This is a genomic window from Actinoplanes sp. NPDC049802, from assembly GCF_040656595.1.
Lineage (GTDB): Bacteria > Actinomycetota > Actinomycetes > Mycobacteriales > Micromonosporaceae > Actinoplanes.
The window spans coordinates 29,685-53,910 of sequence record NZ_JBFAMR010000060.1; the positions used below are offsets into that span (position 1 = coordinate 29,685).

Here is a 24,226-nt window from a genome sequence, read left to right on the forward strand (position 1 = left end):
TCAAACCTCCAGGTCGGACGGGAGCGGCACAACGGTAGGCGGTGCCACACCCGGTGTCGTATCCAGATGTTCGAGCAGCCCGTCGACGTACGAAACGTCGACGCGCACTTTCTGGACGCGTCCGTCCACGTCCCGCATCACGAACTCGCGGAAGCCGAGCCGGTGCTGGGAGGACGTGTCGATCTGGGAGAGGGAGGCGAGCGTCGCCTCGTACCCGTCGTGGACCGGCACCCGCAGGAGCCGGAGCGCCTCGGATGCGATCTCCTGGTCTTCGGCGATCCGGCCGACGAAGACGGTGGAGACGAGGTTCTGCACGTCCAGGCCGAGGATGTCGCGGGGGTTCTGGGACGCCACGAGGGCGGCCAGGTTCCATTTCCGGGAGTCGCGGGCGAGGCGGACCAGGAACGACCGGCCGGAGCGCCAGCCTTCCATGAAGTGGGCCTCGTCCAGGCCGACCATCTTGCGGGAGGACATCGATCCGCCGTAGCAGCGGCGGACGGCGAGCCGGTGTGCGGTGTGCAGCATCGGCAGGGCGAGGGATTCCTCCGCCGACCAGTACTCTCGCTCGATCTTGAGGTCGGGCAGTCGCAGGCCGGCCATGGTGATGACGGTGAGCGCCGCGTCGGCGCCGAGGAGGTGCTGCGGCGGGTGCCCGAAGAAGAGCAGCGCGAGCGGCATCTCTGCGGTGTCGAGGAGCAGGTTGGCGAGTTCCTTGCCCTCGTCGTCGTCAAGACCCTGGAGGGTACGCACGACGTCGTCCAGCGTGGAGGTCTCCTCGGCCGGCACCTGTCGCACCGCGTGGCGCAGCAGGGTGGCGGTGGAGGCCTCCTTGGCGACCTGTGGCGGCACCAGCATCGAGCAGATGTCCTGTACGAGCATCCGCCGCTCGGCCCGCGCGTTGGAGACGGCGATCTCGTACTCCCGGTCGCCGGCCGGCCCGGTCGGGAACTCGGAGCGCACCGGCGTCGGGATCAGTGAGTACGGCGCGAGCGTCCCCTGTTCGGAACCGGTCAGGTTGAGCACCCGTGAGTACGGCCGCAACTCCGGCATCTGGCACAGCCGCGCGAGTGGCCCGGACGGGTCGAGCAGGGTGACCTGCACTCCGCGGCGCGCGTTGAGGTAGCCGAGGGCGCCCATCAGGGTCGACTTGCCGCCGCCCGGTTCGGCGACGAAGACGCCGAGCCCGGAGCGTTCCCGCACCTCCATGGGGAAGTGCAGGTCGAGGAAGACGGGCCGTCGGCAGGTCCCCGAGGTACGCCCGATCAGGTCTCCGCGCCGGTCACCGACCGTGGACGCCGCCTGTGGGAGGGCTGCGGCGAGCAGTTTGACCGGCATCCGGCGTACATATCCGGTGTTGGCGATGGGCTCGCCGGGGATGAACTCGCGGGCCAGCTGGTCCTGGTTCTTCGGGTGTTGCAGCGAGATCCGCATCTCCCGCGAGTAGAGCTGGATCAGGCGCCGGGCTCGTTCGAGGCACTCCTCGCGGGTGGCGCCGCCGACCGCGATCCGGTGCCATCCGTGGGCGCGGGCCGACTCGACGGGCAGTCCGGTGGTCATCTCGTCGCCGATGACGAGCGCCCGTTTGGCGAGCCGTTCCAGCTCGGGTGGCGCGTCGATGCCGTGTTCGGCGTAGTCGAGCTGCTGGGATCGGATCATCCGGAGCCGGTGTTCGAGGTTCTTGAAGGAGCTGCCGGAGCCGAGGATGTCGATCCGCGAGGAGATTTCCATGGGCCAGGGCAGTCGTTCGTGGAAGTGCATCCACGGCTCGTGCTTCTCCGGGATCTCCAGCGGTTCCATCCGGCCGACGGAGAGCACGGCGACGTGCCGTTCCTCCCCGGACATCCGGTTGACCAGCTTGACCGTCGAACCGTACGGCGTCCGGTAGCGCTCGACCTGTTCGGTGAGGGCGAGCAGGTCGCCGGTCTCCCAGTGGCCGTTGGTGACCGGGGAGAGCAGCCCGGGCGGGGCCATGCACAGCGCCACCGACCGGTAGAGCAGCCATTCCAGTTCCTGCGGGGTGACCCGGCGGCCGCGCATGCCGAACGCGTTGAGCACCTCGTCGAACTGTTCGACGGTGCGGCCGAGTTTGCGCCGTTCCCCGTCGGAGGTGCCGCGCCCGAAGGCTCGCAGGATCCGTTCGGAGAAGGTGTCGCCGAGTGACCGCCGCGCGAACGTCACGCCCAGGTACGTCTGCCCCTCGGCGTGGTTGACCGACAGCAGGTGCCGTTGCGCCGCGACCAGGTGGTCGGACCAGGAGGTGGCGCCGTGCACGTCGGCGAGCGGTTTGGTGGTGAACGAGTCGACGGTGCGGGCCCACTCGTCGGCCGGGAAGGGCCGGGTGGTGCGGCGCAGGTGCAGGCGGAAGCCGGCGAGTCCGGCGTACTGCTCGGAGATGGCGCTGAGCAGGGCCTCGCGTTCGGCGTCGGGGCGGAAGGCCCAGCGCACTTCGGGCAGGTGGTACCACGCGGTGACGGTGCTCTGGGTGAACGTCAGATGCCCGGCGATCTCGCTGATGGCCAGTTCGACGGACGGGTCACGGTCGTTGAACTTGAACTTCGGCGCGCGGACCGGGGCCGGTTTCGGCTCGCGGCCCTCCTTGCGTTTGGCGGGCGCCTTCTCCTTGCGGCGGGCCGGGGCCTTCTCCGGGACGGGCACCGGCAGCGGCGCGGGCTCGGCGGAGACGGGCGCCGCGGACATCGGCACGGCGGAGACCGGTGCGGCGGAGACCGGCGCCGGGGAGGCGGGCGCGGCCGCCATCGGGGCCTGCCACAGCGGAACCGGGTCGGCCGGCGGGGCCACGGCGGGGCCGGCCGGAGTGGGCGGCGGTGGCCAGTCCTCGAAGTCGGTCCACTCGTCGTCGTCCACATCCGGGGCGGGGGCCTGACCGTTCTCCTGGAAGAAGTCCGGTTCGGGGCCGACCGGCGCCCGGGTGAAGGGTGCGCCGTTCCACCCGCGCGACGTCTCCGCCGGCGGTGGCGGGGTGTAAGGAGCGGGCGGTGCGGCCGGGATCGGCTGAGCTTCACCCGATCGGGGACCGGGTGCGCCACCGAAGAGGTCGAGGAAGGGCGAGTCGATGTCCAGCGTGGAGTCCATCGCGGAGCCTCGCGGGCGGACCGGCTGCGGGGCTTGGAAGACGCCCACCCCGCCGTGCCCGGGCGCGGTGACGAACTCGTCGGCGTCGTCGGCCGGGCCGGGCCGGGAGTAGTCGTCCGAACGCACACCGTTACTCTGCCTGCCCGGGGACGAGGCGTCCGCTCGGGGATGCCCGTGCGGAAACGTTCCGGTCATGCGTGGACCTCGTGCGCGTGGACGAACCGGCAACTGGTCATACCAACTCCTCCCGAACCCGGATGCGAGTGGCGACAAGTCTGGGATCGCGTTGCTCCACGGCGGGCTCGCGGGTGCGGCGCCAGTCGGTGAGCGCGGTCTTGATCACAGCCCGGGCCGGCCGGTCGGGGTCGACGTGACGAAACACGTACGACGTGGTGACCATGGCCAGGGCGATCTCCCAGGCCGGGAACGGGTCGAACTCGAGTGTGATCAGGTAGTGCAGGAACATGAAGACCGGTACGAGTACGACGAACATCCCGTACTGCGCATATGGCAGGTGGATGGGCAGTGTGTAGCCGGGCGGGCCGAGATAGACCAGGCGCGCCCGGTAGATGTCGTCGTCGGTCCGGAGCCGCATCTCAGTTGAAGATCAGGTCGATGATCGACTCGCCGACGAAGAACAGCGTCGCGGCGCCGGCGATGAACGCCAGGCCCACGATCGCGATCGCCGAGCTGGTGAGCACTTTGGAGATCTCGCCCTTGCTGGCCCGGCCGATGAAGATCACGCCGAGGACCGCGAGCAGGATCGGTGCGATATTGCTCGCGAAGAAGGTGACGATGCCTTCGGTGTTGATGTTGCCCGCTGGCTCGGCGGCCAGGATGGCGATCTCGGTGGCGATCATCGGTAAACCTCCCGGTGTCCGTGGGGGGTGCGGACACACTGCAGTTGTGAAGCCGTACGGCAACGCCCATATGGTGCTACCTCTGACTCACCGCGTCGAGTGAGCCGTTCGGGCACTGCCATGCTCGTCTCTGCTCTCTTCGGTCACTTCATGATGCCCAGATCCGAAGAGTACGGCCCGGACATGCGAGCAACAAGCGCCCGTTTCGTTACCCAAGGTGAAGGAGTGCGTGAATCCTCGTTACACGCCATCGTACGCGTGTTCGAACAACCGCCGCCCCGTACCCTTCACGTGTGTCCACTTCGCCGACAGACGCGCAGCTCACAGGGGCTGAACTGCTTCGCCGGGATCACCCGGTCGTGATGGGTGTCCTCAACGTCACGCCGGACTCCTTCTCTGACGGTGGGAGATACACCGGCATCGACGCCGCGGTTCAACACGGCATCGCACTTTTTTCCGACGGTGCGCACGTCATCGACGTCGGTGGCGAGTCCACCAGGCCGGGAGCCGAGCGTGTGGACGCCGCCACCGAGATCGCCCGCGTCGTCCCGGTGATCGAGGGGTTGTTCGCCCAGGGCGTACCGGTCAGCATCGACACCACCCGTGCGGCGGTCGCCGAGGCGGCGCTCACAGCCGGCGCCGCGGTGATCAACGACGTCTCCGGGGGCCTCGCCGACCCGGGCATGGCATCGGTCGCGGCGGCCGCCGGATGCCCGTGGATCCTGATGCACTGGCGCGGCCACTCCCGCGAGATGCAGAAGCTGGCGGTGTACGGCGACGTCGTCACCGAGGTCCGCGACGAGTTGCGGGCCCGCGCCGACGACGCGATCGCGGCCGGCGTCGACCCCGCGATGATCGTCCTCGACCCGGGACTGGGCTTCGCCAAGCTGCCGGAGCACAACTGGGCGCTCAGCGCACGTCTCGACGTACTCGTCGATCTGGGTTTCCCGGTTCTCTTCGCGGCCAGTCGCAAGACCTACCTGGGCCGCCTGCTCGCCGGGCCGGACGGCACACCGCGGCCGGTGGACGGCCGCGAGGCGGCCACCCTCGCCACCTCTCTACTCGCGGTCGCCGCCGGCGCCTGGGGAGTGCGCGTTCATGAGGTACGGGCGACCGCCGACGCGCTCGCCGTCTGGCAGGCGACGGGAGCACCGGCGATCCGTCACGGAGCGAAGGAGCGGCGATGACCGGGCGGATCACGCTGACCGGCCTGCGGGCCCGCGGCCATCACGGCGTCTACGACTTCGAGCGGGCCGAGGGCCAGGACTTCGTGGTCGACGTGACCCTCGACCTGGACCTGGGCCCGGCCGCCCGCAGCGACGACGTGGCCGACACCGTCCACTACGGCGAACTGGCCACCGCCCTGGTCGCGGTGCTCACCGGCGAGCCGGTCAACCTGCTGGAACGGCTCGCCGGCCGGCTCCTCGACGTGTGCCTCGCCGACCCGCGGGTGGCGTCCGCCGAGGTGACCGTGCACAAGCCGCAGGCACCGATCCCGCACGAGTTCGCCGACGTGGCCGTCACCCTGCGGCGAGGGCGTTCATGACCAGCGCGGTCCTCTCCATCGGCGGGAATCTGGGTGACCGGCTCGCCCACCTGCGGGCCGCCGTCGCGATGCTCGGCGACAGTGTCACCGCCGTCTCCGGGGTCTACGAGACGCCCCCTTGGGGAGACGGCGCGCAACCGCCGTACCTCAATGCCGTGGTCCTGGTGGACGATCGGAGCGCGGCCCCGCGCGACTGGCTGGAGCGGGCACGCGCGTGCGAGGCGGCCGAAGGCCGGGTCCGTGACCCGGAGCGACGATTCGGGCCGCGCACCCTGGATGTCGACGTCATCGTGGTCCGCCGGTCCGACGGCGTCCCGATCCTCGACGACGACCCCGAGCTCACCCTGCCGCACCCGCGCGCCCACCTGCGGGCCTTCGTGCTGGCGCCGTGGCTGGCCGTGGATCCGCGGGCCGAGCTGCCGGGACACGGCCCGGTCGCCGCGCTGCTGGACACGCCCGGCGTCGCCGCCGACCTCGCCGGTGTCACGCCCCGCCCGGACTTGTCGTTAGAGTCGATGGAGTGAGCGTCAACCCGGGCAACGACCCCTCGCGCCGGACCGATCCGTCGCTCCGGCCGACCAGCGCGTCGGCGCTGATCGTGGCCGCACTGGCGGCCGCGGCGGCGGGCTGGCTGCTGATCTCCACGAACGACCTCTTCTACCACATATCACCGCTGCCCTGGACCGGCGCGGGCGTGCTGGGCGTGCTCGCCGTCGCCGAGGCCTACCTGGCGCAGAGCACCAGCGCCCGGATCCAGCGCAAACCGGGGGCGCCGCCGGTCCAGCCGCTGGCCGTCGCCCGGTATGCCGCTCTCGCCAAGGCGTCCTCCCTGGTCGGCGCCCTGTCCGCGGGGTTCACCGGTGGCCTGCTCGTCGGACTGCTGCTGGAGACCACCGAGGAAGCCGCCTCCAACGTGCCGGTCGCGGTGACCACCCTCGCCGCCGCCGTCGCGCTGATCGCCGCGGCGCTCTGGCTGGAGCGCGCCTGCCGGGTCCCGGACCGCCCGGACCGGGAGGACGACGAAGTGAATCGCCGTTGACAAGCCGTCGATGATCTTCGACGTGAGTTGGCCTCTGAACTGAGGCCATCTCGTTTCCGTATGCTTTGCGGCGGGCGGCACACAGCCGGAGTAGCGTGCGCCTCGAACCGCTCGTGGAGGCGTAAGGAGGCGCGGATCATGGCGTACGACGACACCACCTTCCGCCGGCCCGGTGACGAGACGACCGAGACCGATCCGGCCGCCTACCGGCGCCGGGTGCAGTACGACGACACCGTCGGCGACACCCTCGACCAGTCCCTGCGGAGCCCGGTGACCACCACCGGCGCCATCCCGGCCGTGACCGACGACGGCCGCGACCGGCTCGGCATCCACCTCGGCTGGGAGGTCATGCTGCTGGTCGCCGCGGGCGTCCTCGGATTCCTGCTGAACCGGGAGGACGCGGCCGCCCTCCAGCGTCCCGCCCTGGACGCGCTGCTGGTCACCGGCGCCGCGATCGGCCTGCTCACCCTCGGCGCCGGGCTCACCCTGCGGGCCGGAGTGCCGAACCTCGCCCTCGGCCCGATCGCCCTGGCCGCCGCCTTCCAGTACGCGGAGAACGGCGACGAGGGCGTGGCCAAGGCCCTCGTCCCGGCGCTGATCATCGCGGCCGCCGGCGCGCTCCTGGTCGCCGCCCTGGTGGTCGTGCTGCACGTTCCCGGCTGGGCCGCCACCCTGGCCGCCGGGTTCGGCGTCATCGTCTACATCCAGATGCGGCCCGCACCGGTCGTCGTGCAGGGCGACTGGGACCCGACCGGTAAGGCGTTTCTGTTCTTCGGCGGCTTCGCGCTGCTCGCCGTGCTGGGCGGCGCGATCGGCGCGATCGGCCCGATCCGCCGTTTCGTCGGCCGGATGCGCCCGGTCGGCGACCCGGCCCGCCGTCGCGGTGTCGCCGCCGCCGTCCCGGCCGTGTTCGCCCTGATCATCTCGTCGCTCTTCGCGGTCGGCGCCGGCGTGCTGTTCGCCACCCAGGCGGACGGCCCGATCCAGCCGGACACCGGCCTCGAGTGGACCGGCATCGCGCTCGGCCTGGCCCTGCTCGCCGGCACCAGCGCGTACGGGCGGCGCGGCGGCATCTTCGGCACCCTGTTCGCGGTGACCGCGCTGACCCTCTTCCTGGAGTACTCCGACCGTCTCGACCTCCAGATCGCCCTGTTCGCGATCGCCGCGGCGGTCTTCACGGCCGGCCTCGTCGTGACCCGGTTCGTCGAGTCGTTCGGCGCCCCGTACCAACCGGCGGCCGGCGAGGAGTGGAACGCCGCGGCGTCCAACGGCACCGCCTGGTCGCCCACACTGCCGGAGACCTGGAACTCGCCGGCCACCCCCGCGCCGCGCAGCGACCGTTGGGGATGACCCCCGTGGGGCGTCACCCGCTGACCTATGCTTTCGGACATGACCTTGCCCAGCTTTGCCGAACTGGACGCACTGCCCACCGAGGCCCTGCGCGAGCAGGCCTTCGCCAAGGCACGGGCAAGACACGACATCGCCTTCTTCTGGCAGGTGCTGCGGCACCTGCCGGACGCCGGTGACGCCGCCTCGCTGGACGGGGCGCCCCACTCGATCGGGCCCACGGTCGACGAGGCGGTCGCCCTCTGGCGGGAGTTCGAGGGCCGCGACCTCGGTCCGCAAGAGCCGCTGCTGCGTGCCGCGTTCATCGACTACCTGAGCAAACAGTGACGTTCGTCGTTTGAAAACCCTGCCGCCGCGGGAAATCGCGGGGACATGGCTCTCGGTAATCGGTACAAGACCGCACCCGGTGCGGGCACTCTTGCCGCGCTGATACTCGTCCTCGTCTTCGGCAGCCCCTGGTACGCCGACTGGGCGCAGGAGAACACGTCCCCCGGCACCGCGGGGGGCTGGTGGCTGCGGCTGCTGGCCTGGCCGCACTGGAGTTTCGACACCGACGACTCACTGCGTGACGTGATCGTCGGTGACCTCAAGGCGATCCTGGTGGTCGTGCTGACCGCGCTCTTCCTCGTCCTGCTGCCCGGCTCACAGCTGGCCCGGGCCCGCGGCACGATCAGCCAGTTCTTCGCCGGCTGGGCCGCGTACATCTTCGCCGGCGGGTTCGCCGCACTGCTGGCCACCCTGTTCCTGAGCAATCCGTCGCTGCTCGGCGCCTTCAACGCGGCCGGCGCCGGCGCCCAGTACGGGCTGTTCGTCGGCTGGATCGTCGGCCTGGCCTCCCTCGGCGGCTGGCGCGGCACCCGCTGAGTTCGGTGTCGGGCGCGGCACCCGCTGAGTTCGGTGTCGGGCGCGCCGCCCGCTGAGTTCGGTGTCCGGCGCGCTGCCCGCTGAGCTCGGTGTCCGGCGGGCTGCCCTGCCGGTTTCGGCGTCCGCCGGTTGCCCGCTGCGGCCGCGGCGGGCGGCGGTTGGCGCCTGCTGAGACCGGCGTCCGGCACGCCGCCCGCTGGCACAACCCGGTGTGTGGATTTCGGGTGCGAACCGCACCCGAAATCCACACACCGATGGGCGGTTTGTTCGCGGGCGCACTCTCGGTAACATCTCCGGCCATGCCGGAACGAGACTCACAAGGACACAGCACACGGCTGCTGCGTGGCCTCGTCTGGGCGGGAGTGGTTCTCGCCCCGATGGCGGCCGCCGTCGTGCTGATCGGTGGCAACTCGAACTCGGTCCGGTTCGCGGTCGTGCTGATCGCGGTCAGTGTCGTGCTGATCGGCGCGTCGGTGCTGGTTCGCAGCGATCCGGTGTTGCTCCGGATGGACGTCGAGGACCGGGTCGCGGAAGAGGTCGAGGCGTTGCGGCGGGAGTTGCGGGCCGAATTCGCCGCACCCACAGCCGCCCCCGCCCCCGCCGAACCACGGCCGCCGCTGCCGATGCGCACGCCGGGCGGCCGGGCCCAGGTCGCCGTGCCGCCGGAGCCCGTCTACGGTGGCGGGTTCGAGCCGGAGCCGGAGTTCGCGCCGCAGACCGACTACGGACGCCGCCCGCAGTTCGTGCACCAGCCCGGCTTCGAGTCGCAGCCGGAGTTCGCGCACGCCGACCTCGTTCCGCAGCCGGTCTCGCCGGGCGCCGCCGAGTTCGGGGCGCCACCCGGATTCGACGAGGCCGGATTCGACGAGGCCGCCTACGACCAGTCAGCCTACGAACAGACCGGTTATGACCAGACCGGCTATGACCAGAACGCCTATGACCAGGGCGATTACGGCCAGGGCGGTTACGGCGATCAGGCCGGGTACGGCGAATACCAGCAGGACTTCGTGCCGCAGCCGACCAACGGCCGTGCCTCGGTGCCCGGCATCGTCCAGCCGGTCTCGCCCGCCCGAAACGCCCCGGCCGGCCGGGCGAGCGCGCCGATCCCGCAGCCCAACGCGGGCACTGCTTCGGTGGCCCGAGTAGCCGCGGCGGCGGCAGCGGTGCCCATGCCACCCGTCGCGGCGGCGGCCGCGGTGCCCATGCCACCCGTCGCGGCGGCGGCCGCGGTGCCCATGCCACCCGTCGCGGCGGCGGCCGCGGTGCCCATGCCACCTGTTGCGGCGGCGGCCGCGGTGCCCATGTCCCCGGTCGCGCCCGCCGCCCCGATGCCGAGGCCCCGCGCCGCCGCCGCGGTCGTTCCGCCCGGCCCGAACGGGGGGATCGTCCCGCCCGGCCCGAACGGCATGATCGCGCCACCGGTACCGGCTCGCGCCGCCGCGGCCGTCCGGCCGGGCCCGCAGTACGGCCGCCCGGAATCCCCCGACGGCGATTTCGGCGCCACCGACGGGTACGCCGGAGCGAACGGCTACGAGGAGCCCACCTCCGACTACAAGGCCCGCCGCCACCGCCCGTCCGCGAACGACACCAACGTCGGCACTCTCGCCGACTTCGCGAGCTACCCCGGTTACAGCAACCAGGAGAACTGGTGACCGGTCACTTGTCGATGTCCCCGACCACGAAGAACATCGAGCCGAGGATGGCGATCAGGTCGGGGACCAGACAGCCGGGGATGAGCGTGGCCAGCGCCTGCACGTTGGCGTAGGAGGCGGTCCGCAGTTTGAGCCGCCACGGCGTCTTCTCGCCGCGGGACACCAGGTAGTAGCCGTTCACCCCGAGCGGGTTCTCGGTCCAGGCGTACGTGTGCCCCTCCGGCGCCTTGACCACCTTCGGCAGCCGCACGTTGACCGGGCCGCCGATCCGGTCCACCCGGTCGAGGCAGGCGTCGATCAGGTCGAGGGAGACGTACACCTGCTCCAACAGCACCTCGAAGCGGGCGTGACAGTCCCCGGAGGTACGCGTCACCACCGGAACGGCCAGTTCCCCGTAGAAGAGGTAGGGCTCGTCCCGGCGTACGTCGAAGTCCAGTCCGCTGGCCCGGGCGACCGGCCCGGAGGCGCCGTAGGCGGCCGCGTCCGCGGCGCTGAGCACCCCGATCCCGACGGTGCGGGCCATGAAGATGTCGTTGCGGTGGATGACCCGGTCGAGGTCGGGCATCCGCCGCCGGACCGCGGCGACCGCCTGCCGGGCCCGTTTGGTCCACCCGGCCGGGATCTCCTCCTTCAGGCCGCCGACCCGGTTGAACATGTAGTGGATGCGGCCACCGGAGACCTCCTCCATCACCGCCTGCAACGTCTCCCGCTCGCGGAAGGCGTAGAACATCGGCGTGATCGCGCCGATCTCCAGCGGGTAGGAGCCGAGGAACATCAGATGGTTGAGCACCCGGTTCAACTCGGCGAGGGCCATCCGCAGCCAGGTGGCGCGCTCCGGCACCTCGATGCCCATCAGCCGCTCGACGGCGAGGACCACGCCCAGCTCGTTGGAGAAGGCCGACAGCCAGTCGTGCCGGTTCGCCAGCATGATGATCTGCCGGTAGTCGCGCACCTCGAACAGCTTCTCGGCGCCCCGGTGCATGTAGCCGACGATCGGCTCACAGGCGACCACCCGCTCGCCGTCGAGGGTCAGCTTGAGCCTTAGCACACCGTGCGTGGACGGGTGCTGCGGCCCGATGTTGAGCACCATGTCGGCCGTGTCCAGGCCGGCGCCGGTGCCTACTGTCATCTCCCGCATGGTCATGCCGTCGGTCCGCTGTCGGATGGGGTCACCAGAGCATCGTGCCATGGTCGCCGAGACCGACGCTGTGCCAGAGCCACCAGTGTCCGCCGAGTCCGGCCGGGTCGGTCAACTCGGCGGCCGCACCGGCTGCGGAGAGCGCCCGCAGATAGCCGCCCGGGTCGGTCCAGGCCATCTCCAGCGGCGGCCGGGAACCGTCCACGCCGAGGGCCCGCAGCGCCTCCCGCTGCCGGAGCATCCGATGGGGAAGGCCGGTCGCCGCGGCCACCGAGTCCATCGCCACGTGCGCCGTGACGTCACAGCCGCCGTCCGGCACCGGCGGAACCTGCCGTCCCTGCCGGAATCCGGTCAACGTCCCGAAGGCCGGCCGCTCCGCCTTCACGTGCCCGTAGTCAACGCACAGTGCCGCGCCACGCTCGATCGCTCCGACCGCGTCCGCCCACGCCACGTCCCGGTGCCGGCCCACCTCGACGCGGCCCGCTTGCGGCCACCAGCGGCTTGTCCATGAACGATCAGCCGGGTCGGCTTCCGCGCCGAGCGACTCGGCGCCTGTCGCCGGGTCCACGAGCACCTTCCGCAGTCGTCCGTCCCCGTCCGTCTCCAGCACGTCGAGCGGCACGTTGTCCAGCCATTCGGTAGCCACCAGCAGCCCGGTGACACCCTCCGGGACATCACGCCGCCACCGCACCGCCGGATCCAGTCCTTCCGGGCGGGGCGCGACCTCGACCGCGGTGGCCACCACCCGCCCGGCCAGCTCCTCCGGCAGCGTCCGGAGCAGCGCGGTGATCAGCTCCCCGCGCCCGGCGCCCACATCCACCAGATCGAATGCCGCCGGATGACCGAGCGCCTCGTCCATCCACTGAACGAGCCGCGCGACGGCACCGGCAAACAGCGGCGACGAGTGCACGCTGGTCCGAAAGTGATCGCTTGGCCTCTCGTCTGTCCGCACGAAGAACCCATCACTGCCATACAGCGCGGCCCGCATCGCCGTCCGCCACCCGATAGCCATCCCGAAACCCTTCAGATCAAAACCATCCTTTCGTACGCCTACCCGTACCGCCGTGGGCGACCGCGGCCACCTGCCACACCGGGCCGTAGCGCCCGCGCCGGGCTGATTCCCGGCTGGATCTCAAAGCTGTCTCCTGCCCCGTGAGTCAACCCTGAGATCCAGCCGCCGGTCGCCCAAGACTGTCCAGGCCCGGGTGGTTCTCGGGGCCGGTCTCAGGTCCCGTGAGGCAGATCTGGGGCCGGCCAGGGGTTGGCCAGGAGCGGCGGCAGACGAGTGCGTGGGCAGTCGGCCGGCCTGCGGGACCACCGATCTCAGCCCGGTGGGCGCGGCACAGGCTGGAGTGGGCAGCGAGCCGGCATCGAACAGTCGGGACGGTCCGAAAGGCGGGACGAGGTCGCGCGTACGGAAAAGAAAAGCCGGCGGCGAGAAACGGAGCCCGGCCATGAAAGGTCGCGACAGCGCCTGAACCCGGTGGTGTGGCGTCGATAGGTGACGGTGGACACGCTTCTCGAGGGCCGTGCGGTACTTCACAGGTGGTTGCTACGGATGTGTGAACGCGGCGCATACTGACGCCGACCGGTACCCCATTACACGAGGACTGGATCCAGATGAATTCTTTGACCGTCGGCGTCGTGGGCGCCGGCCGGGTCGGCGCCGTGCTGGGCGCCGCTCTGAACGCGGCCGGCCACCGGGTGGTCGCCGCCGCGGCCGTCTCGGCCGCCTCCCGTGAGCGAGCCGCCCGCCTGCTGCCGGGCGCCGCGATCCGTCCCGCTGACGAGGTGGCTCGCGCGGCCACCGATCTGCTGCTGCTGGCCGTTCCGGATGACACGCTCGCCGGGGTGGTCGCCGGCCTGTCCCGGACCGGGGCGCTGCACGAGGGCCAGGCGGTGGCGCACACCTCAGGGGCTCACGGACTCGCGGTTCTGGGCGATGTGAACGGCATGGCCCTGCACCCCGCGATGACCTTCACCGGCGCGGACTCCGACCTGGACCGGCTTCCCGGTATCGCCTGGGGGGTGACGGCGCCGGACCGGGCGTTCGCCACCCGGCTGGTGGCCGACCTGGGTGGCGTGCCCGAGTGGATCGCCGAGGAGTCCCGCCCGGTCTACCACGCGGCTCTCGCCCACGGCGCGAACCACCTGGTCACCCTGGTCAACGAGGCTGCCGACGTGCTGCGCGCGGCGGGGGTGGGCGAGCCCGGCCGGGTGCTGGCCCCGCTGCTGACGGCGGCGCTGGAGAACGCGCTGCGGATGGGTGACGACGCTCTGACCGGCCCGGTCTCCCGCGGTGACGCCGGCACGGTCGGCAAGCACCTGGACCGGATGCCGGCCGAGGCGGTGCCGGCTTACCTGGCGATGGCCCGGCGCACCGCGGACCGGGCGATCACCTCGGGCCGGCTGCGCCCGCGGGACGCCACCGCGCTGCTCGACGTGCTGGCCCGCGCCGGGGCGGGGCATCCCGCGACCGGCCGTACCGTGGCGAAGCAGGGGCCCGCAGAGCGCGCGAAATGGGGGACGGCATGACGACTCTGGTGCACACCCGGGGTGAGCTGGCGACGGCCCTGGACGCCGTGCCCGGTGAGATCGCCGTCGTGATGACGATGGGCGCTCTGCACGAGGGGCACCGGCAGTTGATGCGGGTGGCCCGGGAACGCTGCCCCTACGTGGTCGTGACGATCTTCGTGAACCCGCTCCAGTTCGGGCCGAACGAGGACTACGAGAAGTACCCGCGCACCCTCGACGAGGATCTGGCCGCCTGCCGGGCCGAGGGCGCGGACCTGGTGTTCGCGCCGAGCCGGGACGACGTCTACCCGCACGGGCAGCCGTCGATCACCATGCACCCGGGCCCGCTCGGCGAGATCCTGGAGGGCGCGAGCCGTCCCGGCCATTTCTCCGGGATGCTCACGGTGGTCGAGAAGCTGCTGATGCTCACCCGGGCCGGGGTCGCCTGTTTCGGGGAGAAGGACTTCCAGCAGTTGGCGCTGGTCCGCCGGATGGCGCGCGACCTGGAGTTGCCGGTCGAGATCGTGGGCGTCCCCACCGTACGGGAAGAGGATGGTCTCGCCCTTTCCAGCCGTAACCGGTATCTTTCGCCGGACCAGCGGCGATCCGCTCTGGCCCTGTCCCACGCTCTGCGCGAGGGGGCCGCGCGGCGCGATCCCGCGTCGGTCCTGGCCGTCGCCCGCAAGATCTTGGCGGACGAGCCGGGGGTACGCGTGGACTACCTGGAGTTGACCGGCCCGGACCTCGGACCGGTCCCGGACGAGGGCCCGGCCCGCCTGCTGGTGGCGGCCCGGGTCGGCGCCACCCGGCTCATCGACAACGTTCCGCTGACCCTGGAGAAGATCGCCTGATGCTTCGGACCATGCTCAAGTCGAAGATTCACCGGGCCACCGTGACGCAGGCCGACCTGCACTACGTCGGTTCGGTCACCGTCGACCTGGATCTGCTCGAGGCGGCCGATCTGATTCCCGGTGAGCAGGTAGCGATCGTCGACGTGACGAACGGGGCGCGGCTGGAGACGTACGTGATCCCCGGGGAGCGGGGCAGCGGCGTGATCGGCATCAACGGGGCGGCCGCGCATCTGGTGCATCCGGGCGACCTGGTCATCCTGATCTCGTACGGGCAGATGGACGACGCCGAGGCGCGCGCCTACCAGCCGAGGGTCGTGCACGTGGACGCCGCCAACCGGGTCATCGAGCTGGGCGCGGACCCGGCCGAGGCCGTTGCCGGCATGGCCGGTGACCTGGTGCGCGGCGATCTGGCCCGGGCTGTCGGGTAGCTCTTTGGCGGATCCGTCCTCCCGAGCGGCTCCGATGCCCATATAGTCGGCAAATCGGATACGGTCACCGGGCTGCTCGGGAGGCACGGCTCATGCGATTCCGTCCGCGCACCCCCGGAATCGCCGCCACGGCCGCCGCCCTGCTGTGCGTCGGCGCCTGCGGCACCGGCGGAGACGTCGACGGCGACCTGACCAACGACTGGGGAGCGATGGCCCCGGCCACCGGCTTCGTGCCGTCCGCCCAGACCTGCCACCTCTCCAACTTCGCCGTCTCCGGGCCGCGCGCCACGTACGAAGAGGTCGACTGCGCCGTCGAGCACCGCACCGAGACCGTGCACGTCGGCGAATACACCGCGCCCGCGAGCGAGGCCGCCGAACCACCGGCCGGCACCTCGGCCGGCGCCCGCGCCGCCTACCGGACGTGCGACGAGAAGACCACCGAGTACGTGGGCGGCCCCTGGCGTCACGCCCGGCTCTGGATCGGCGTCACCCATCCCTCGCCCGCCGCGTGGAGCGGCGGGGCCCGCTGGTTCCGGTGCGAGGTGGTCGAGCTCGACTCGATAGAGGACGACGGCGCCCTGGCACAGCGCTCCGGCACCGTACGCGGCGCGCTCGCCGCCAAGGATTCCGACCTGCTGCTGACCTGCTACGCCATCGAACTCGACGACGCCGGGGCGATCAGCACGATGCCGCCCACCGAATGCGCCGACAAGCACAACGCCGAGTTCGCCGGGATCTGGACCGCGCCGGCCAAGGTCTCCTACCCGAAGGGCGACGCGGCCTGGGAGGAGTTCCACGACGGCTGCCGTACGGTGGCCGCCTCCTACGTGGGGGTGCCGGTCGACGGCAACCTGCGATACCGCACCGGGGTGGTGTCGCTGCCCGGCAACGCCGACGTGTGGGCGCAGGGCGATCACGGGGTCCGCTGCTACCTGTGGCTGGACGGTGCCGAATTGACCTCGTCGCTCAAGGGCAAGGGGACGAAGGTCCTTCCGGTCCAGTACAAGTAACGATGACCACTGACGGTGCCCCCGGCGCGACGGGTCCGTAGGGGCGGAGTGTACTGAAACACATGTCACCTCTCGCCGATCTACCGGCGCTGCCCCGCCGGCTCGCCGCCGCCGAGCCAGGCTGGACCGAGACCACCGACGTCGTCGTGGTCGGATCCGGTATCGCCGGGTTGACCGCGGCTCTCTACTTGCGGGAACAGGGCCTGCACGTCACGGTCGTCACCAAGGTCAACATCAACGACGGGTCGACCCGGTGGGCGCAGGGCGGGATCGCGGCCGTGCTCGATCCGCTGGACTCGCCGCAGGCTCACGCGTACGACACGGAGATCGCCGGGGTGGGGCTCTGCGACCCGGCGGCCGTGCGCGTGCTCGTCGAGGAGGGCCCGGCCCGGATCCGGGAGCTGATCCGCCGGGGCGCCGAGTTCGACCGCAACCCGGACGGTTCGCTCATGCTGACCCGCGAGGGCGGTCACCGCGCCGACCGGATCGTGCACGCCGGCGGCGACGCGACCGGCGCCGAGGTGCAGCGCGCCCTGCACGCCGCGGTCCGCCGCGACCCGTGGATCCGCCGCGTCGAACACGCGCTCGTGCTCGACCTGCTGCGCTCCGCCGACGGCCGGGCGTGCGGCATCACCCTGCACGTGCTCGGTGAGGGCACCGAGGACGGCGTCGGCGCGGTCCTGGCCCGGGCCGTGGTGCTGGCCACCGGCGGGATGGGCCAGATCTTCTCCTCCACCACCAACCCGTCGGTCTCCACCGGCGACGGCGTGGCGCTCGCGCTGCGGGCCGGCGCCGAGGTCACCGACGTCGAGTTCGTGCAGTTCCACCCCACGTCCTTCATGACCTCCCAGACCGACTCGGTGCAGCGCCCGCTCATCTCGGAAGCGCTGCGCGGCGAGGGCGCCCACCTGGTCGACGAGTCCGGCACCCGGTTCATGGTCGGGCAGCACGAGCTGGCCGAACTGGCGCCCCGCGACGTGGTCGCCAAGGGCATCTACCGGGTGCTGCGGGCCACCGGCGCCGACCACGTCTACCTGGACGCGCGGCACCTGGGCCGGGAGTTCCTGGAGAGCCGCTTCCCGACCATCATGGCGTCCACCCGCGGCGACGGCGTCGATCCGGCCACCGACCTGATCCCGGTCGCGCCGGCCGCCCATTACGCCTCCGGTGGCGTACGCACCGACCTGCACGGCCGCACCAGCATCGACGGCCTGTACGCGTGCGGCGAGGTCGCCTGCACCGGCGTGCACGGCGCCAACCGGCTGGCCAGCAACTCGCTGCTGGAGGGTCTGGTCTTCGCCCGGCGGATCGCCGACGACATCGCCCGCGAGCTGCCCCCGCAGGCCGAACCGGCCCGCACCTCGGCCACCGGCCCGGCCTGGGTCGCCGACCCGGCCATCCGCACCGAGTTGCAGCGTGCCATGACCCGCGGCGCCGGGGTGCTGCGCTCCGCCGACTCGCTGGACACCGCGGCCAAGGAGCTGACCCGTCTCGCCGAGCAGCGGTCCCACCCCAGCACCGCCGCCTGGGAGGCCACCAACCTGCTGACCGTCTCCGCCGCGCTGGTGGCGTCGGCCCGGACCCGCCGGGAGACCCGCGGCTGCCACTGGCGTGAGGACCACCCGGCCGCCGCCGACGAGTGGCGCGGCCACCTGCTCAACGCCGTCGCGCCCGACGGCGCCCTGACCCAGACCTTCGAGGAGATGGCGTGATCGACTGCACCGCGGCGAAGCAAGGGCCGGGAGAGCACGCCCAGGGAGGCACAGCGTGATCGACTGCACCGCGGCGAAGCAAGGGCCGGGAGAGCACGCCCAGGGAGGCACAGCGTGATCGACTGCACCGCAGCGAAGCAAGGGCCGGGAGGCACAGCATGACTGATTCGCAGGTTCCCGACAGCGGCACGCTCTCCCCGGCCGAGCCGCTTCCCGACGACCACGCCGCCGTGGCCGACCTGGGACTCGATCTTCTCGAGGTGCAGCGGATCGTGCTGACCGCGCTGGCCGAGGACCTCGGCACCCCGCCCCGGGACGTGACCAGCGAGTCCACCATCCCGGCCGACCAGACCGACACCGCCGAGTTGGTGGCCCGCGCCGACGGCGTGGTGGCCGGCCTGCTGGTGGCGGCCGAGGTCTTCGCTGTCACGTCGGCGGGGGCGGCCACCTTCGAGGCGATCGTGTCCGACGGCGACCGGGTCCGTCGTGGCGACGTGCTCGCGGTGATCACGGGCCCCACCCGGGCGCTGCTGACCGCCGAGCGCACCGCCCTCAACCTGCTGTGCCGGATGTCCGGCGTCGCCACTCACACCCGCCGGTGGGCGGATCGGCTGGAGGGCACCGGCGCCACGGTGCTGGACACCCGTAAGACCACCCCCGGCCTGCGGGTGCTGGAGAAGTACGCGGTCCGTGCCGGTGGCGGCACCAACAAGCGCATGGGCCTGTACGACGTCGCCATGATCAAGGACAACCACAAGCTGGCGGCGGGCAGCATCACGGCCGCGTACGAGTTGGTGCGGGCCACCTTCCCGGACGTGGCGGTGCAGGTCGAGGTGACCACGCTGGCCGAGGCGGAGGAGGCGGTGGCGGCCGGGGCGGACTTCCTGCTCTGCGACAACATGTCGCCTGAGCTGCTGACCGAGGTGGTCGGTGCGGTCGGCGACCGGGTCGAGCTGGAGGCGACCGGCAACCTGACGCTGGAGACGGCGGCCGCCTACGCCGCCACCGGGGTGGACTATCTGTCGGTGGGTGGGCTGACCCACTCGTCGCCGATTCTCGACATCGCCCTGGACCTCCGTCCCCGTTGACGCGGGGGCGCGCCGCGCCGCGTACAAAATAGGGGTCTTGATTTTGACTCTTAGGGGCCTGGCGTGCTGCTCTGCATTGACATCGGCAACACCAACACCGTGCTGGCGACGTTCGACGGCGACAAGCTGGTGCACAACTGGCGGATCAAGACCGATGCCGCCTCGACCGCCGACGAGCTGGGCCTGAAGATCCGTGGCCTGCTCGCCGGCGACGCCGTGGAGATCACCGGGGTGGCGGCCTGTTCGACCGTGCCGGCCGCGCTGCGCAACCTGCGCACCATGCTGAAGCGCTACTACGGCGAGTTGCCCAACGTGATCGTCGAGCCGGGGGTGAAGACCGGTGTGCAGCTGGCCATCGACAACCCCAAGGAGGTGGGCGCCGACCGGGTGGTCAACACCCTGGCCGCGCACACTCTCTACGGCGGACCGTCGATCGTGGTCGACTTCGGCACCACCACCAACTTCGACCTGATCAGCGCGAAGGGCGAGTTCCTCGGCGGGGCGTTCGCTCCGGGGATCGAGATCTCCTTCGACGCGCTCGCGGCCCGCGCCGCCCAGTTGCGCAAGGTGGAGCCGATCAAGCCGCGTTCGGTGATCGGCAAGAACACGGTGGAGTGCCTGCAGGCCGGCCTCTATTTCGGCTTCGGCGGGCAGGTGGACCGGATCGTCGAGCGGATGATCGAGGAGATCGGCCCGGTCCGCGCGGTCATCGCCACCGGCGGCCTGGCCTGGGTGGTGAAGGAGGAGTGCCGCACCATCACCGCGCACGAGCCGATGATCACGCTGATCGGGCTGCGGATGGTATATGAGCGGAACGTCTGAACTCGGCTGAGTAGGCTTTCAGGGCCCCAGCTCAGACCTACACAGGAAGTCTTGCCGTGACCGAGCAGAACACGCCAGCGATCGACCCCGCCGAGGACCTTCCCGAGCAGATGCGGGTCCGCCGGTCGAAGCGGGACCGGTTGCTCGCCGAGGGCGTGCCGCCCTACCCGGTCGAGGTCCCGCGGACCGACGAGATCGCCGATATCCGTGCCCGTTACGCGGACCTGCCGACCGACACCGCCTCCGGCGACAAGGTGTCGATCACCGGCCGGGTGATCTTCGTGCGTAACGGCGGCAAGCTGTGCTTCGCCACGCTCCGCGCCGGTGACGGCAGCGAGATCCAGGCGATGTTCTCGCTGGACAAGGTGGGGGAGAAGGCGCTGGCCGACTGGAAGGGCGTGGTCGACCTCGGCGACCTGGTCGCGGTCACCGGCGAGGTGATCAGCAGCCGGCGCGGCGAGCTGTCGGTTCTCGCTGACGAGTGGCGGATGAGCGCCAAGGCGCTGCGGCCGCTCCCGGTCGCGCACAAGCCGCTTTCCGAGGAGACCCGGGTGCGGCAGCGTTATGTCGATCTCATCGTGCGCCCGCAGGCGCGTGACGTGGTGCGTTCGCGCGCCGCGGTGGTCCGCAGCCTGCGCGAGTCGCTGTTCCGCCGGAATTATCTCGAGGTGGAAACGCCGATGTTGCAGTTGCTGCACGGTGGCGCGGCGGCCCGCCCGTTTGTGACGCACAGCAACGCACTCGATACCGATCTTTATCTGCGGATCGCTCCGGAACTGTTTTTGAAGCGAGCCGTGGTCGGCGGCATCGAGCGGGTCTTCGAGATCAACCGGAACTTCAGGAATGAGGGCATGGACTCCACGCACTCTCCGGAGTTCGCCATGCTCGAGGCGTATCAGGCGTATGCCGACTACAACGTCATGCAGGTGCAGGTCCGGGAGTGGATTCAGGAGGCCGCGGTCGCCGTCTCCGGTTCGCACGTGGTCACCCACCACGACGGCACCGAGATCGACCTGGGCGGCGAGTGGGCGCAGGTCACCCTCTTCGGCGCGATCTCGGAGGCGCTCGGCGAGGAGGTGACCATTCGGACCGACCTCGCGCAGCTCCAGCGGTACGCGGAGAAGGTCCAGCTCTCGGTGGACCCGAAGTGGGGCGCCGGAAAGCTGGCCGAGGAACTCTTCGAGCACCTGGTGGCGGACGACCTGCGGGCGCCCACCTTCGTCCGGGACTTCCCGGAGGAGACCGCTCCGCTCACCGCCCCGCACCGGACCACCCCGGGCCTCACCGAGAAGTGGGACCTGTACGTCGGTGGATTCGAACTCGCCACCGCCTATTCCGAGTTGGTGGACCCGGTGATCCAGCGCGAGCGGTTCCACGCCCAGTCCCTGCTCGCGGCCGGTGGCGACGCCGAGGCGATGCAGCTGGACGAGGATTTCCTCCGTGCCATGGAGTACGGAATGCCGCCGTCCGGTGGCATGGGAATGGGAATCGACCGGCTGTTGATGGCGCTGACCGGGCTGGGCATTCGGGAAACGATCCTCTTCCCGTTGGTGCGCCCGGAGTAGCCCTCCCGTATTTGTCCACCCCGCCATTGACGGGTGATGCGCCCCTGGCGTTATTGTTCTCCCATTGCTGGGGAGAGAACCTGTGTTCGGGAGGATAACCGCGCGTGGCCAAGCAGATCATTCACAAGCTGGTCGATGACATCGACGGTGTTGACGCCGACGAGACCGTGAAGTTTGCGCTCGACGGCATTCAGTACGAGATCGACCTCTCGGAGAAGAACGCCGCGAAATTGCGGGAGGTCTTCGAGCCCTACGTGAAGGCCGGGACGAAGGTGGCCCGGGGTGGCGTCGTGGTAGGTGGTCGCGCGGCGCGTGGCCGGGGCGGGGCGACCGCCGACCGCGAGCAGAACAAGGCGATCCGGGAGTGGGCCAAGAAGTCGGGCAAGGACATCTCCGACCGTGGCCGTATCCCGCAGGAGATCGTGGACGAGTTCCACCAGAAGGGTCCCGGCCGGGCCTGATCCCGGTTCGGCCTCGGAGAGGGCGCCCCGACCACGTGGTCGGCGCGCCCTCTCCGTGTTTGACCGCCGGGCCGTCCACGCACTCACTACGGTTATCCACAGGAGTGGACCGGGTTGTCCACAGGCTGTGGATCGGCAGGATTTCGCTGTACGCGTACACGTTCGGGTGGGGGAACAGCCGCTGAGCGTGCGAAGTTGGCTAAATCAACGTTGCGGATCGTTTCCAAGGGGCGCGAGGGCCCGGCGGAGCCTCTCAGCGGCGATAGAGTTACAGCACGGGTATCACCGATGCCCGTGCGCTGGCCCGCCAGCTGTTGAGACAAGCTCAGCATTGGCGCACGGCACGTGAGGAGCACGAGGGCATGTTCGAGCGGTTCACCGACCGAGCGCGACGGGTTGTCGTCCTGGCCCAAGAAGAGGCCCGGATGCTCAACCACAACTACATTGGGACAGAGCACATCCTGCTCGGCCTGATCCACGAGGGCGAGGGCGTCGCCGCCAAGGCTCTGGAGAGCCTCGGCATCTCTCTCGAAGGGGTCCGCCAGCAGGTCGAGGAGATCATCGGCCAGGGGCAGCAGGCGCCGAGCGGGCACATCCCGTTCACGCCGCGGGCGAAGAAGGTTCTTGAGCTCTCCCTGCGGGAGGCGCTGCAGCTCGGCCACAACTACATCGGCACCGAGCACATCCTGCTCGGCCTGATCCGTGAGGGTGAGGGCGTCGCCGCCCAGGTGCTGGTCAAGCTCGGCGCCGACCTCAACCGGGTCCGCCAGCAGGTGATCCAGCTGCTCTCCGGCTACCAGGGCAAGGAGCCGGCCGCCGCGGGGACCGCGACCGGAGAGGCCGCGCCGTCCACGTCGCTCGTGCTGGACCAGTTCGGCCGCAACCTGACCCAGGCCGCCCGGGAGGGCAAGCTCGACCCGGTCATCGGCCGGGAGAAGGAAATCGAGCGGGTCATGCAGGTGCTGTCCCGGCGTACCAAGAACAACCCGGTCCTGATCGGTGAGCCCGGCGTCGGCAAGACCGCCGTAGTCGAGGGGCTGTCGCAGTCCATCGTCAAGGGCGAGGTGCCCGAGACGCTGAAGGACAAGCAGCTGTACACGCTGGACCTGGGCGCCCTGGTCGCCGGTTCGCGTTACCGCGGTGACTTCGAGGAGCGCCTCAAGAAGGTGCTCAAGGAGATCCGCACCCGCGGCGACATCATCCTGTTCATCGACGAGATCCACACCCTGGTCGGCGCGGGCGCCGCCGAGGGCGCGATCGACGCAGCGTCGATCCTCAAGCCGATGCTGGCCCGCGGTGAGCTGCAGACCATCGGCGCCACCACCCTCGACGAGTACCGCAAGCACCTGGAGAAGGACGCCGCCCTCGAGCGTCGTTTCCAGCCGATCCAGGTCGGTGAGCCGTCGCTGGCGCACACCATCGAGATCCTCAAGGGTCTCCGCGACCGCTACGAGGCGCACCACCGGATCAGCATCACCGACGCCGCCCTGGTCGCGGCCGCGACGCTGGCCGACCGGTACATCTCCGACCGGTTCCTGCCGGACAAGGCGATCGACCTGATCGACGAGGCCGGCGCCCGGATGCGCATCCGCCGGATGACCGCGCCGCCGGACCTGCGTGACTTCGACGAGCGCATCGCCCAGGTGCGCCGCGACAAGGAGTCGGCGATCGACGCGCAGGACTTCGAGCGTGCCGCCCAGCTGCGTGACAAGGAGAAGACCCTCCTCGGTCAGAAGGCGCAGCGGGAGAAGGAGTGGAAGGCCGGCGACCTGGACGTGGTGTCCGAGGTCGACGACGAGCAGATCGCCGAGGTGCTGGGCAACTGGACCGGCATCCCGGTCTACAAGCTCACCGAGGAGGAGACCTCCCGCCTGCTGCGCATGGAGGACGAGCTGCACAAGCGCGTCATCGGCCAGGAGGACGCGGTGCAGGCCGTCTCCAAGGCGATCCGGCGGACCCGTGCGGGCCTCAAGGACCCGAAGCGCCCCTCCGGCTCGTTCATCTTCGCCGGCCCGTCCGGCGTCGGTAAGACCGAGCTGTCCAAGGCGCTCGCCGAGTTCCTGTTCGGCTCCGAGGACGCGCTGATCCAGCTGGACATGTCCGAGTTCCACGACCGGTACACGGTGTCCCGCCTGGTCGGCGCGCCTCCCGGCTACGTGGGTTACGACGAGGGCGGTCAGCTGACCGAGAAGGTGCGGCGCAAGCCGTTCTCGGTGGTGCTGTTCGACGAGATCGA

General features: G+C 70.8%; 23 protein-coding genes. 18 read left to right on the forward strand and 5 right to left on the reverse strand.

What is annotated here, in order from left to right; genetic code table 11:
* Genes AB0I88_RS30970 through AB0I88_RS30980 form a run of 3 tightly spaced genes read right to left on the reverse strand, consistent with a single transcriptional unit; the run spans position 1 to position 3,953 of the window.
* Positions 1-3,288, reverse strand: a complete 3,288-nt coding sequence (locus AB0I88_RS30970; RefSeq protein ID WP_361032544.1) for an ATP-binding protein — start codon at positions 3,286-3,288, stop codon at positions 1-3.
* A 37-nt stretch (positions 3,289-3,325) separates the two neighbouring features.
* The gene (locus AB0I88_RS30975; RefSeq protein ID WP_361032547.1) at positions 3,326-3,688 is read right to left on the reverse strand and encodes a hypothetical protein; all 363 of its coding nucleotides are present in this window, start codon (positions 3,686-3,688) and stop codon (positions 3,326-3,328) included.
* 1 nt (position 3,689) lies between these two features.
* Positions 3,690-3,953 (reverse strand): hypothetical protein, encoded by a 264-nt coding sequence (locus tag AB0I88_RS30980; RefSeq protein ID WP_183224381.1) that lies wholly within the window; start codon positions 3,951-3,953, stop codon positions 3,690-3,692.
* 362 nt (positions 3,954-4,315) lie between these two features.
* Between AB0I88_RS30980 and folP the strand changes: the two genes are divergently transcribed.
* From folP to AB0I88_RS31020, 8 genes are all read left to right on the forward strand, one after another.
* On the forward strand, positions 4,316-5,140 hold the full coding sequence (gene folP / locus AB0I88_RS30985) for a dihydropteroate synthase (RefSeq protein ID WP_361032602.1): 825 nt from the start codon (positions 4,316-4,318) through the stop codon (positions 5,138-5,140).
* Positions 5,137-5,499, forward strand: coding sequence for a dihydroneopterin aldolase (gene folB, locus AB0I88_RS30990; protein WP_361032551.1), 363 nt, complete (start codon positions 5,137-5,139; stop codon positions 5,497-5,499). Before folP ends, folB begins: the two co-directional genes overlap by 4 nt.
* Positions 5,496-6,023: a 2-amino-4-hydroxy-6-hydroxymethyldihydropteridine diphosphokinase gene (gene folK / locus AB0I88_RS30995; protein ID WP_361032554.1), complete on the forward strand. Its 528-nt coding sequence runs from the start codon at positions 5,496-5,498 to the stop codon at positions 6,021-6,023. The genes folB and folK overlap by 4 nt, the downstream gene beginning before the upstream one ends.
* The gene (locus AB0I88_RS31000) at positions 6,020-6,538 is read left to right on the forward strand and encodes a DUF3180 domain-containing protein (RefSeq protein WP_361032557.1); all 519 of its coding nucleotides are present in this window, start codon (positions 6,020-6,022) and stop codon (positions 6,536-6,538) included. The genes folK and AB0I88_RS31000 overlap by 4 nt, the downstream gene beginning before the upstream one ends.
* Before the next feature lie 138 nt (positions 6,539-6,676).
* Positions 6,677-7,888, forward strand: a complete 1,212-nt coding sequence (locus AB0I88_RS31005) for an ABC transporter permease (RefSeq protein ID WP_361032560.1) — start codon at positions 6,677-6,679, stop codon at positions 7,886-7,888.
* Between the two features lie 39 nt (positions 7,889-7,927).
* Entirely contained in the window at positions 7,928-8,212 is a 285-nt protein-coding gene (locus tag AB0I88_RS31010; protein ID WP_361032563.1) for a hypothetical protein, read from the forward strand.
* 45 nt (positions 8,213-8,257) lie between these two features.
* Complete coding sequence (locus tag AB0I88_RS31015; protein ID WP_361032566.1) at positions 8,258-8,749, forward strand: hypothetical protein; 492 nt, start codon at positions 8,258-8,260, stop codon at positions 8,747-8,749.
* A gap of 299 nt (positions 8,750-9,048) precedes the next feature.
* A complete protein-coding gene (locus AB0I88_RS31020; RefSeq protein WP_361032569.1) occupies positions 9,049-10,401 on the forward strand; it encodes a hypothetical protein in 1,353 nt (450 codons plus the stop codon).
* Positions 10,402-10,405: 4 nt separating this feature from the next.
* Here the strand turns inward: AB0I88_RS31020 and AB0I88_RS31025 are convergent, their stop codons facing one another.
* A complete protein-coding gene (locus AB0I88_RS31025; protein ID WP_361032605.1) occupies positions 10,406-11,539 on the reverse strand; it encodes an NADH-quinone oxidoreductase subunit D in 1,134 nt (377 codons plus the stop codon).
* Between the two features lie 31 nt (positions 11,540-11,570).
* Positions 11,571-12,551 (reverse strand): SAM-dependent methyltransferase, encoded by a 981-nt coding sequence (locus AB0I88_RS31030; RefSeq protein WP_361032572.1) that lies wholly within the window; start codon positions 12,549-12,551, stop codon positions 11,571-11,573.
* 608 nt (positions 12,552-13,159) lie between these two features.
* Here AB0I88_RS31030 and AB0I88_RS31035 point away from each other — a divergent pair.
* The 10 genes from AB0I88_RS31035 to AB0I88_RS31080 all read left to right on the forward strand — a co-directional run.
* The gene (locus AB0I88_RS31035; RefSeq protein WP_361032575.1) at positions 13,160-14,074 is read left to right on the forward strand and encodes a Rossmann-like and DUF2520 domain-containing protein; all 915 of its coding nucleotides are present in this window, start codon (positions 13,160-13,162) and stop codon (positions 14,072-14,074) included.
* Positions 14,071-14,904 carry a pantoate--beta-alanine ligase gene (gene panC / locus AB0I88_RS31040; RefSeq protein WP_361032578.1) on the forward strand — a complete coding sequence of 278 codons (834 nt, stop codon included), beginning with the start codon at positions 14,071-14,073 and terminating at the stop codon, positions 14,902-14,904. Before AB0I88_RS31035 ends, panC begins: the two co-directional genes overlap by 4 nt.
* The gene (gene panD / locus AB0I88_RS31045; protein WP_361032581.1) at positions 14,904-15,332 is read left to right on the forward strand and encodes an aspartate 1-decarboxylase; all 429 of its coding nucleotides are present in this window, start codon (positions 14,904-14,906) and stop codon (positions 15,330-15,332) included. Before panC ends, panD begins: the two co-directional genes overlap by 1 nt.
* A 92-nt stretch (positions 15,333-15,424) precedes the next feature.
* Entirely contained in the window at positions 15,425-16,342 is a 918-nt protein-coding gene (locus AB0I88_RS31050) for a septum formation family protein (RefSeq protein WP_361032584.1), read from the forward strand.
* 62 nt (positions 16,343-16,404) lie between these two features.
* Complete coding sequence (locus AB0I88_RS31055) at positions 16,405-18,054, forward strand: L-aspartate oxidase (RefSeq protein ID WP_361032587.1); 1,650 nt, start codon at positions 16,405-16,407, stop codon at positions 18,052-18,054.
* Positions 18,055-18,284: 230 nt separating this feature from the next.
* Entirely contained in the window at positions 18,285-19,142 is an 858-nt protein-coding gene (gene nadC / locus AB0I88_RS31060; RefSeq protein ID WP_361032608.1) for a carboxylating nicotinate-nucleotide diphosphorylase, read from the forward strand.
* 63 nt (positions 19,143-19,205) lie between these two features.
* Positions 19,206-19,964, forward strand: coding sequence for a type III pantothenate kinase (locus tag AB0I88_RS31065; protein ID WP_361032590.1), 759 nt, complete (start codon positions 19,206-19,208; stop codon positions 19,962-19,964).
* A 56-nt stretch (positions 19,965-20,020) separates the two neighbouring features.
* A complete protein-coding gene (gene lysS / locus AB0I88_RS31070; protein WP_361032593.1) occupies positions 20,021-21,529 on the forward strand; it encodes a lysine--tRNA ligase in 1,509 nt (502 codons plus the stop codon).
* Between the two features lie 104 nt (positions 21,530-21,633).
* On the forward strand, positions 21,634-21,990 hold the full coding sequence (locus AB0I88_RS31075) for an Lsr2 family protein (protein ID WP_183224411.1): 357 nt from the start codon (positions 21,634-21,636) through the stop codon (positions 21,988-21,990).
* A gap of 362 nt (positions 21,991-22,352) precedes the next feature.
* The coding region (locus tag AB0I88_RS31080; RefSeq protein ID WP_361032596.1) for an ATP-dependent Clp protease ATP-binding subunit at positions 22,353-24,226 on the forward strand (1,874 nt) is incomplete at its 3' end.

What these genes read in the sequence shown, in the direction of transcription:
- AB0I88_RS31035 (WP_361032575.1), top strand. Translation starts at nt 13,160, where the DNA reads ATGAATTCTTTGACCGTCGGCGTCGTGGGCGCCGGCCGGGTCGGCGCC.
- panD (WP_361032581.1), top strand. Translation starts at nt 14,904, where the DNA reads ATGCTTCGGACCATGCTCAAGTCGAAGATTCACCGGGCCACCGTGACG.
- AB0I88_RS30980 (WP_183224381.1), bottom strand. Translation starts at nt 3,953, where the DNA reads ATGATCGCCACCGAGATCGCCATCCTGGCCGCCGAGCCAGCGGGCAAC.
- AB0I88_RS30970 (WP_361032544.1), bottom strand. Translation starts at nt 3,288, where the DNA reads ATGACCGGAACGTTTCCGCACGGGCATCCCCGAGCGGACGCCTCGTCC.
- AB0I88_RS31050 (WP_361032584.1), top strand. Translation starts at nt 15,425, where the DNA reads ATGCGATTCCGTCCGCGCACCCCCGGAATCGCCGCCACGGCCGCCGCC.
- AB0I88_RS31055 (WP_361032587.1), top strand. Translation starts at nt 16,405, where the DNA reads ATGTCACCTCTCGCCGATCTACCGGCGCTGCCCCGCCGGCTCGCCGCC.
- folB (WP_361032551.1), top strand. Translation starts at nt 5,137, where the DNA reads ATGACCGGGCGGATCACGCTGACCGGCCTGCGGGCCCGCGGCCATCAC.
- folP (WP_361032602.1), top strand. Translation starts at nt 4,316, where the DNA reads ATGGGTGTCCTCAACGTCACGCCGGACTCCTTCTCTGACGGTGGGAGA.
- AB0I88_RS31020 (WP_361032569.1), top strand. Translation starts at nt 9,049, where the DNA reads ATGCCGGAACGAGACTCACAAGGACACAGCACACGGCTGCTGCGTGGC.
- AB0I88_RS31005 (WP_361032560.1), top strand. Translation starts at nt 6,677, where the DNA reads ATGGCGTACGACGACACCACCTTCCGCCGGCCCGGTGACGAGACGACC.
- AB0I88_RS31010 (WP_361032563.1), top strand. Translation starts at nt 7,928, where the DNA reads ATGACCTTGCCCAGCTTTGCCGAACTGGACGCACTGCCCACCGAGGCC.
- AB0I88_RS31015 (WP_361032566.1), top strand. Translation starts at nt 8,258, where the DNA reads ATGGCTCTCGGTAATCGGTACAAGACCGCACCCGGTGCGGGCACTCTT.
- AB0I88_RS30975 (WP_361032547.1), bottom strand. Translation starts at nt 3,688, where the DNA reads ATGCGGCTCCGGACCGACGACGACATCTACCGGGCGCGCCTGGTCTAT.
- AB0I88_RS31025 (WP_361032605.1), bottom strand. Translation starts at nt 11,539, where the DNA reads ATGCGGGAGATGACAGTAGGCACCGGCGCCGGCCTGGACACGGCCGAC.
- folK (WP_361032554.1), top strand. Translation starts at nt 5,496, where the DNA reads ATGACCAGCGCGGTCCTCTCCATCGGCGGGAATCTGGGTGACCGGCTC.
- panC (WP_361032578.1), top strand. Translation starts at nt 14,071, where the DNA reads ATGACGACTCTGGTGCACACCCGGGGTGAGCTGGCGACGGCCCTGGAC.
- AB0I88_RS31030 (WP_361032572.1), bottom strand. Translation starts at nt 12,551, where the DNA reads ATGGCTATCGGGTGGCGGACGGCGATGCGGGCCGCGCTGTATGGCAGT.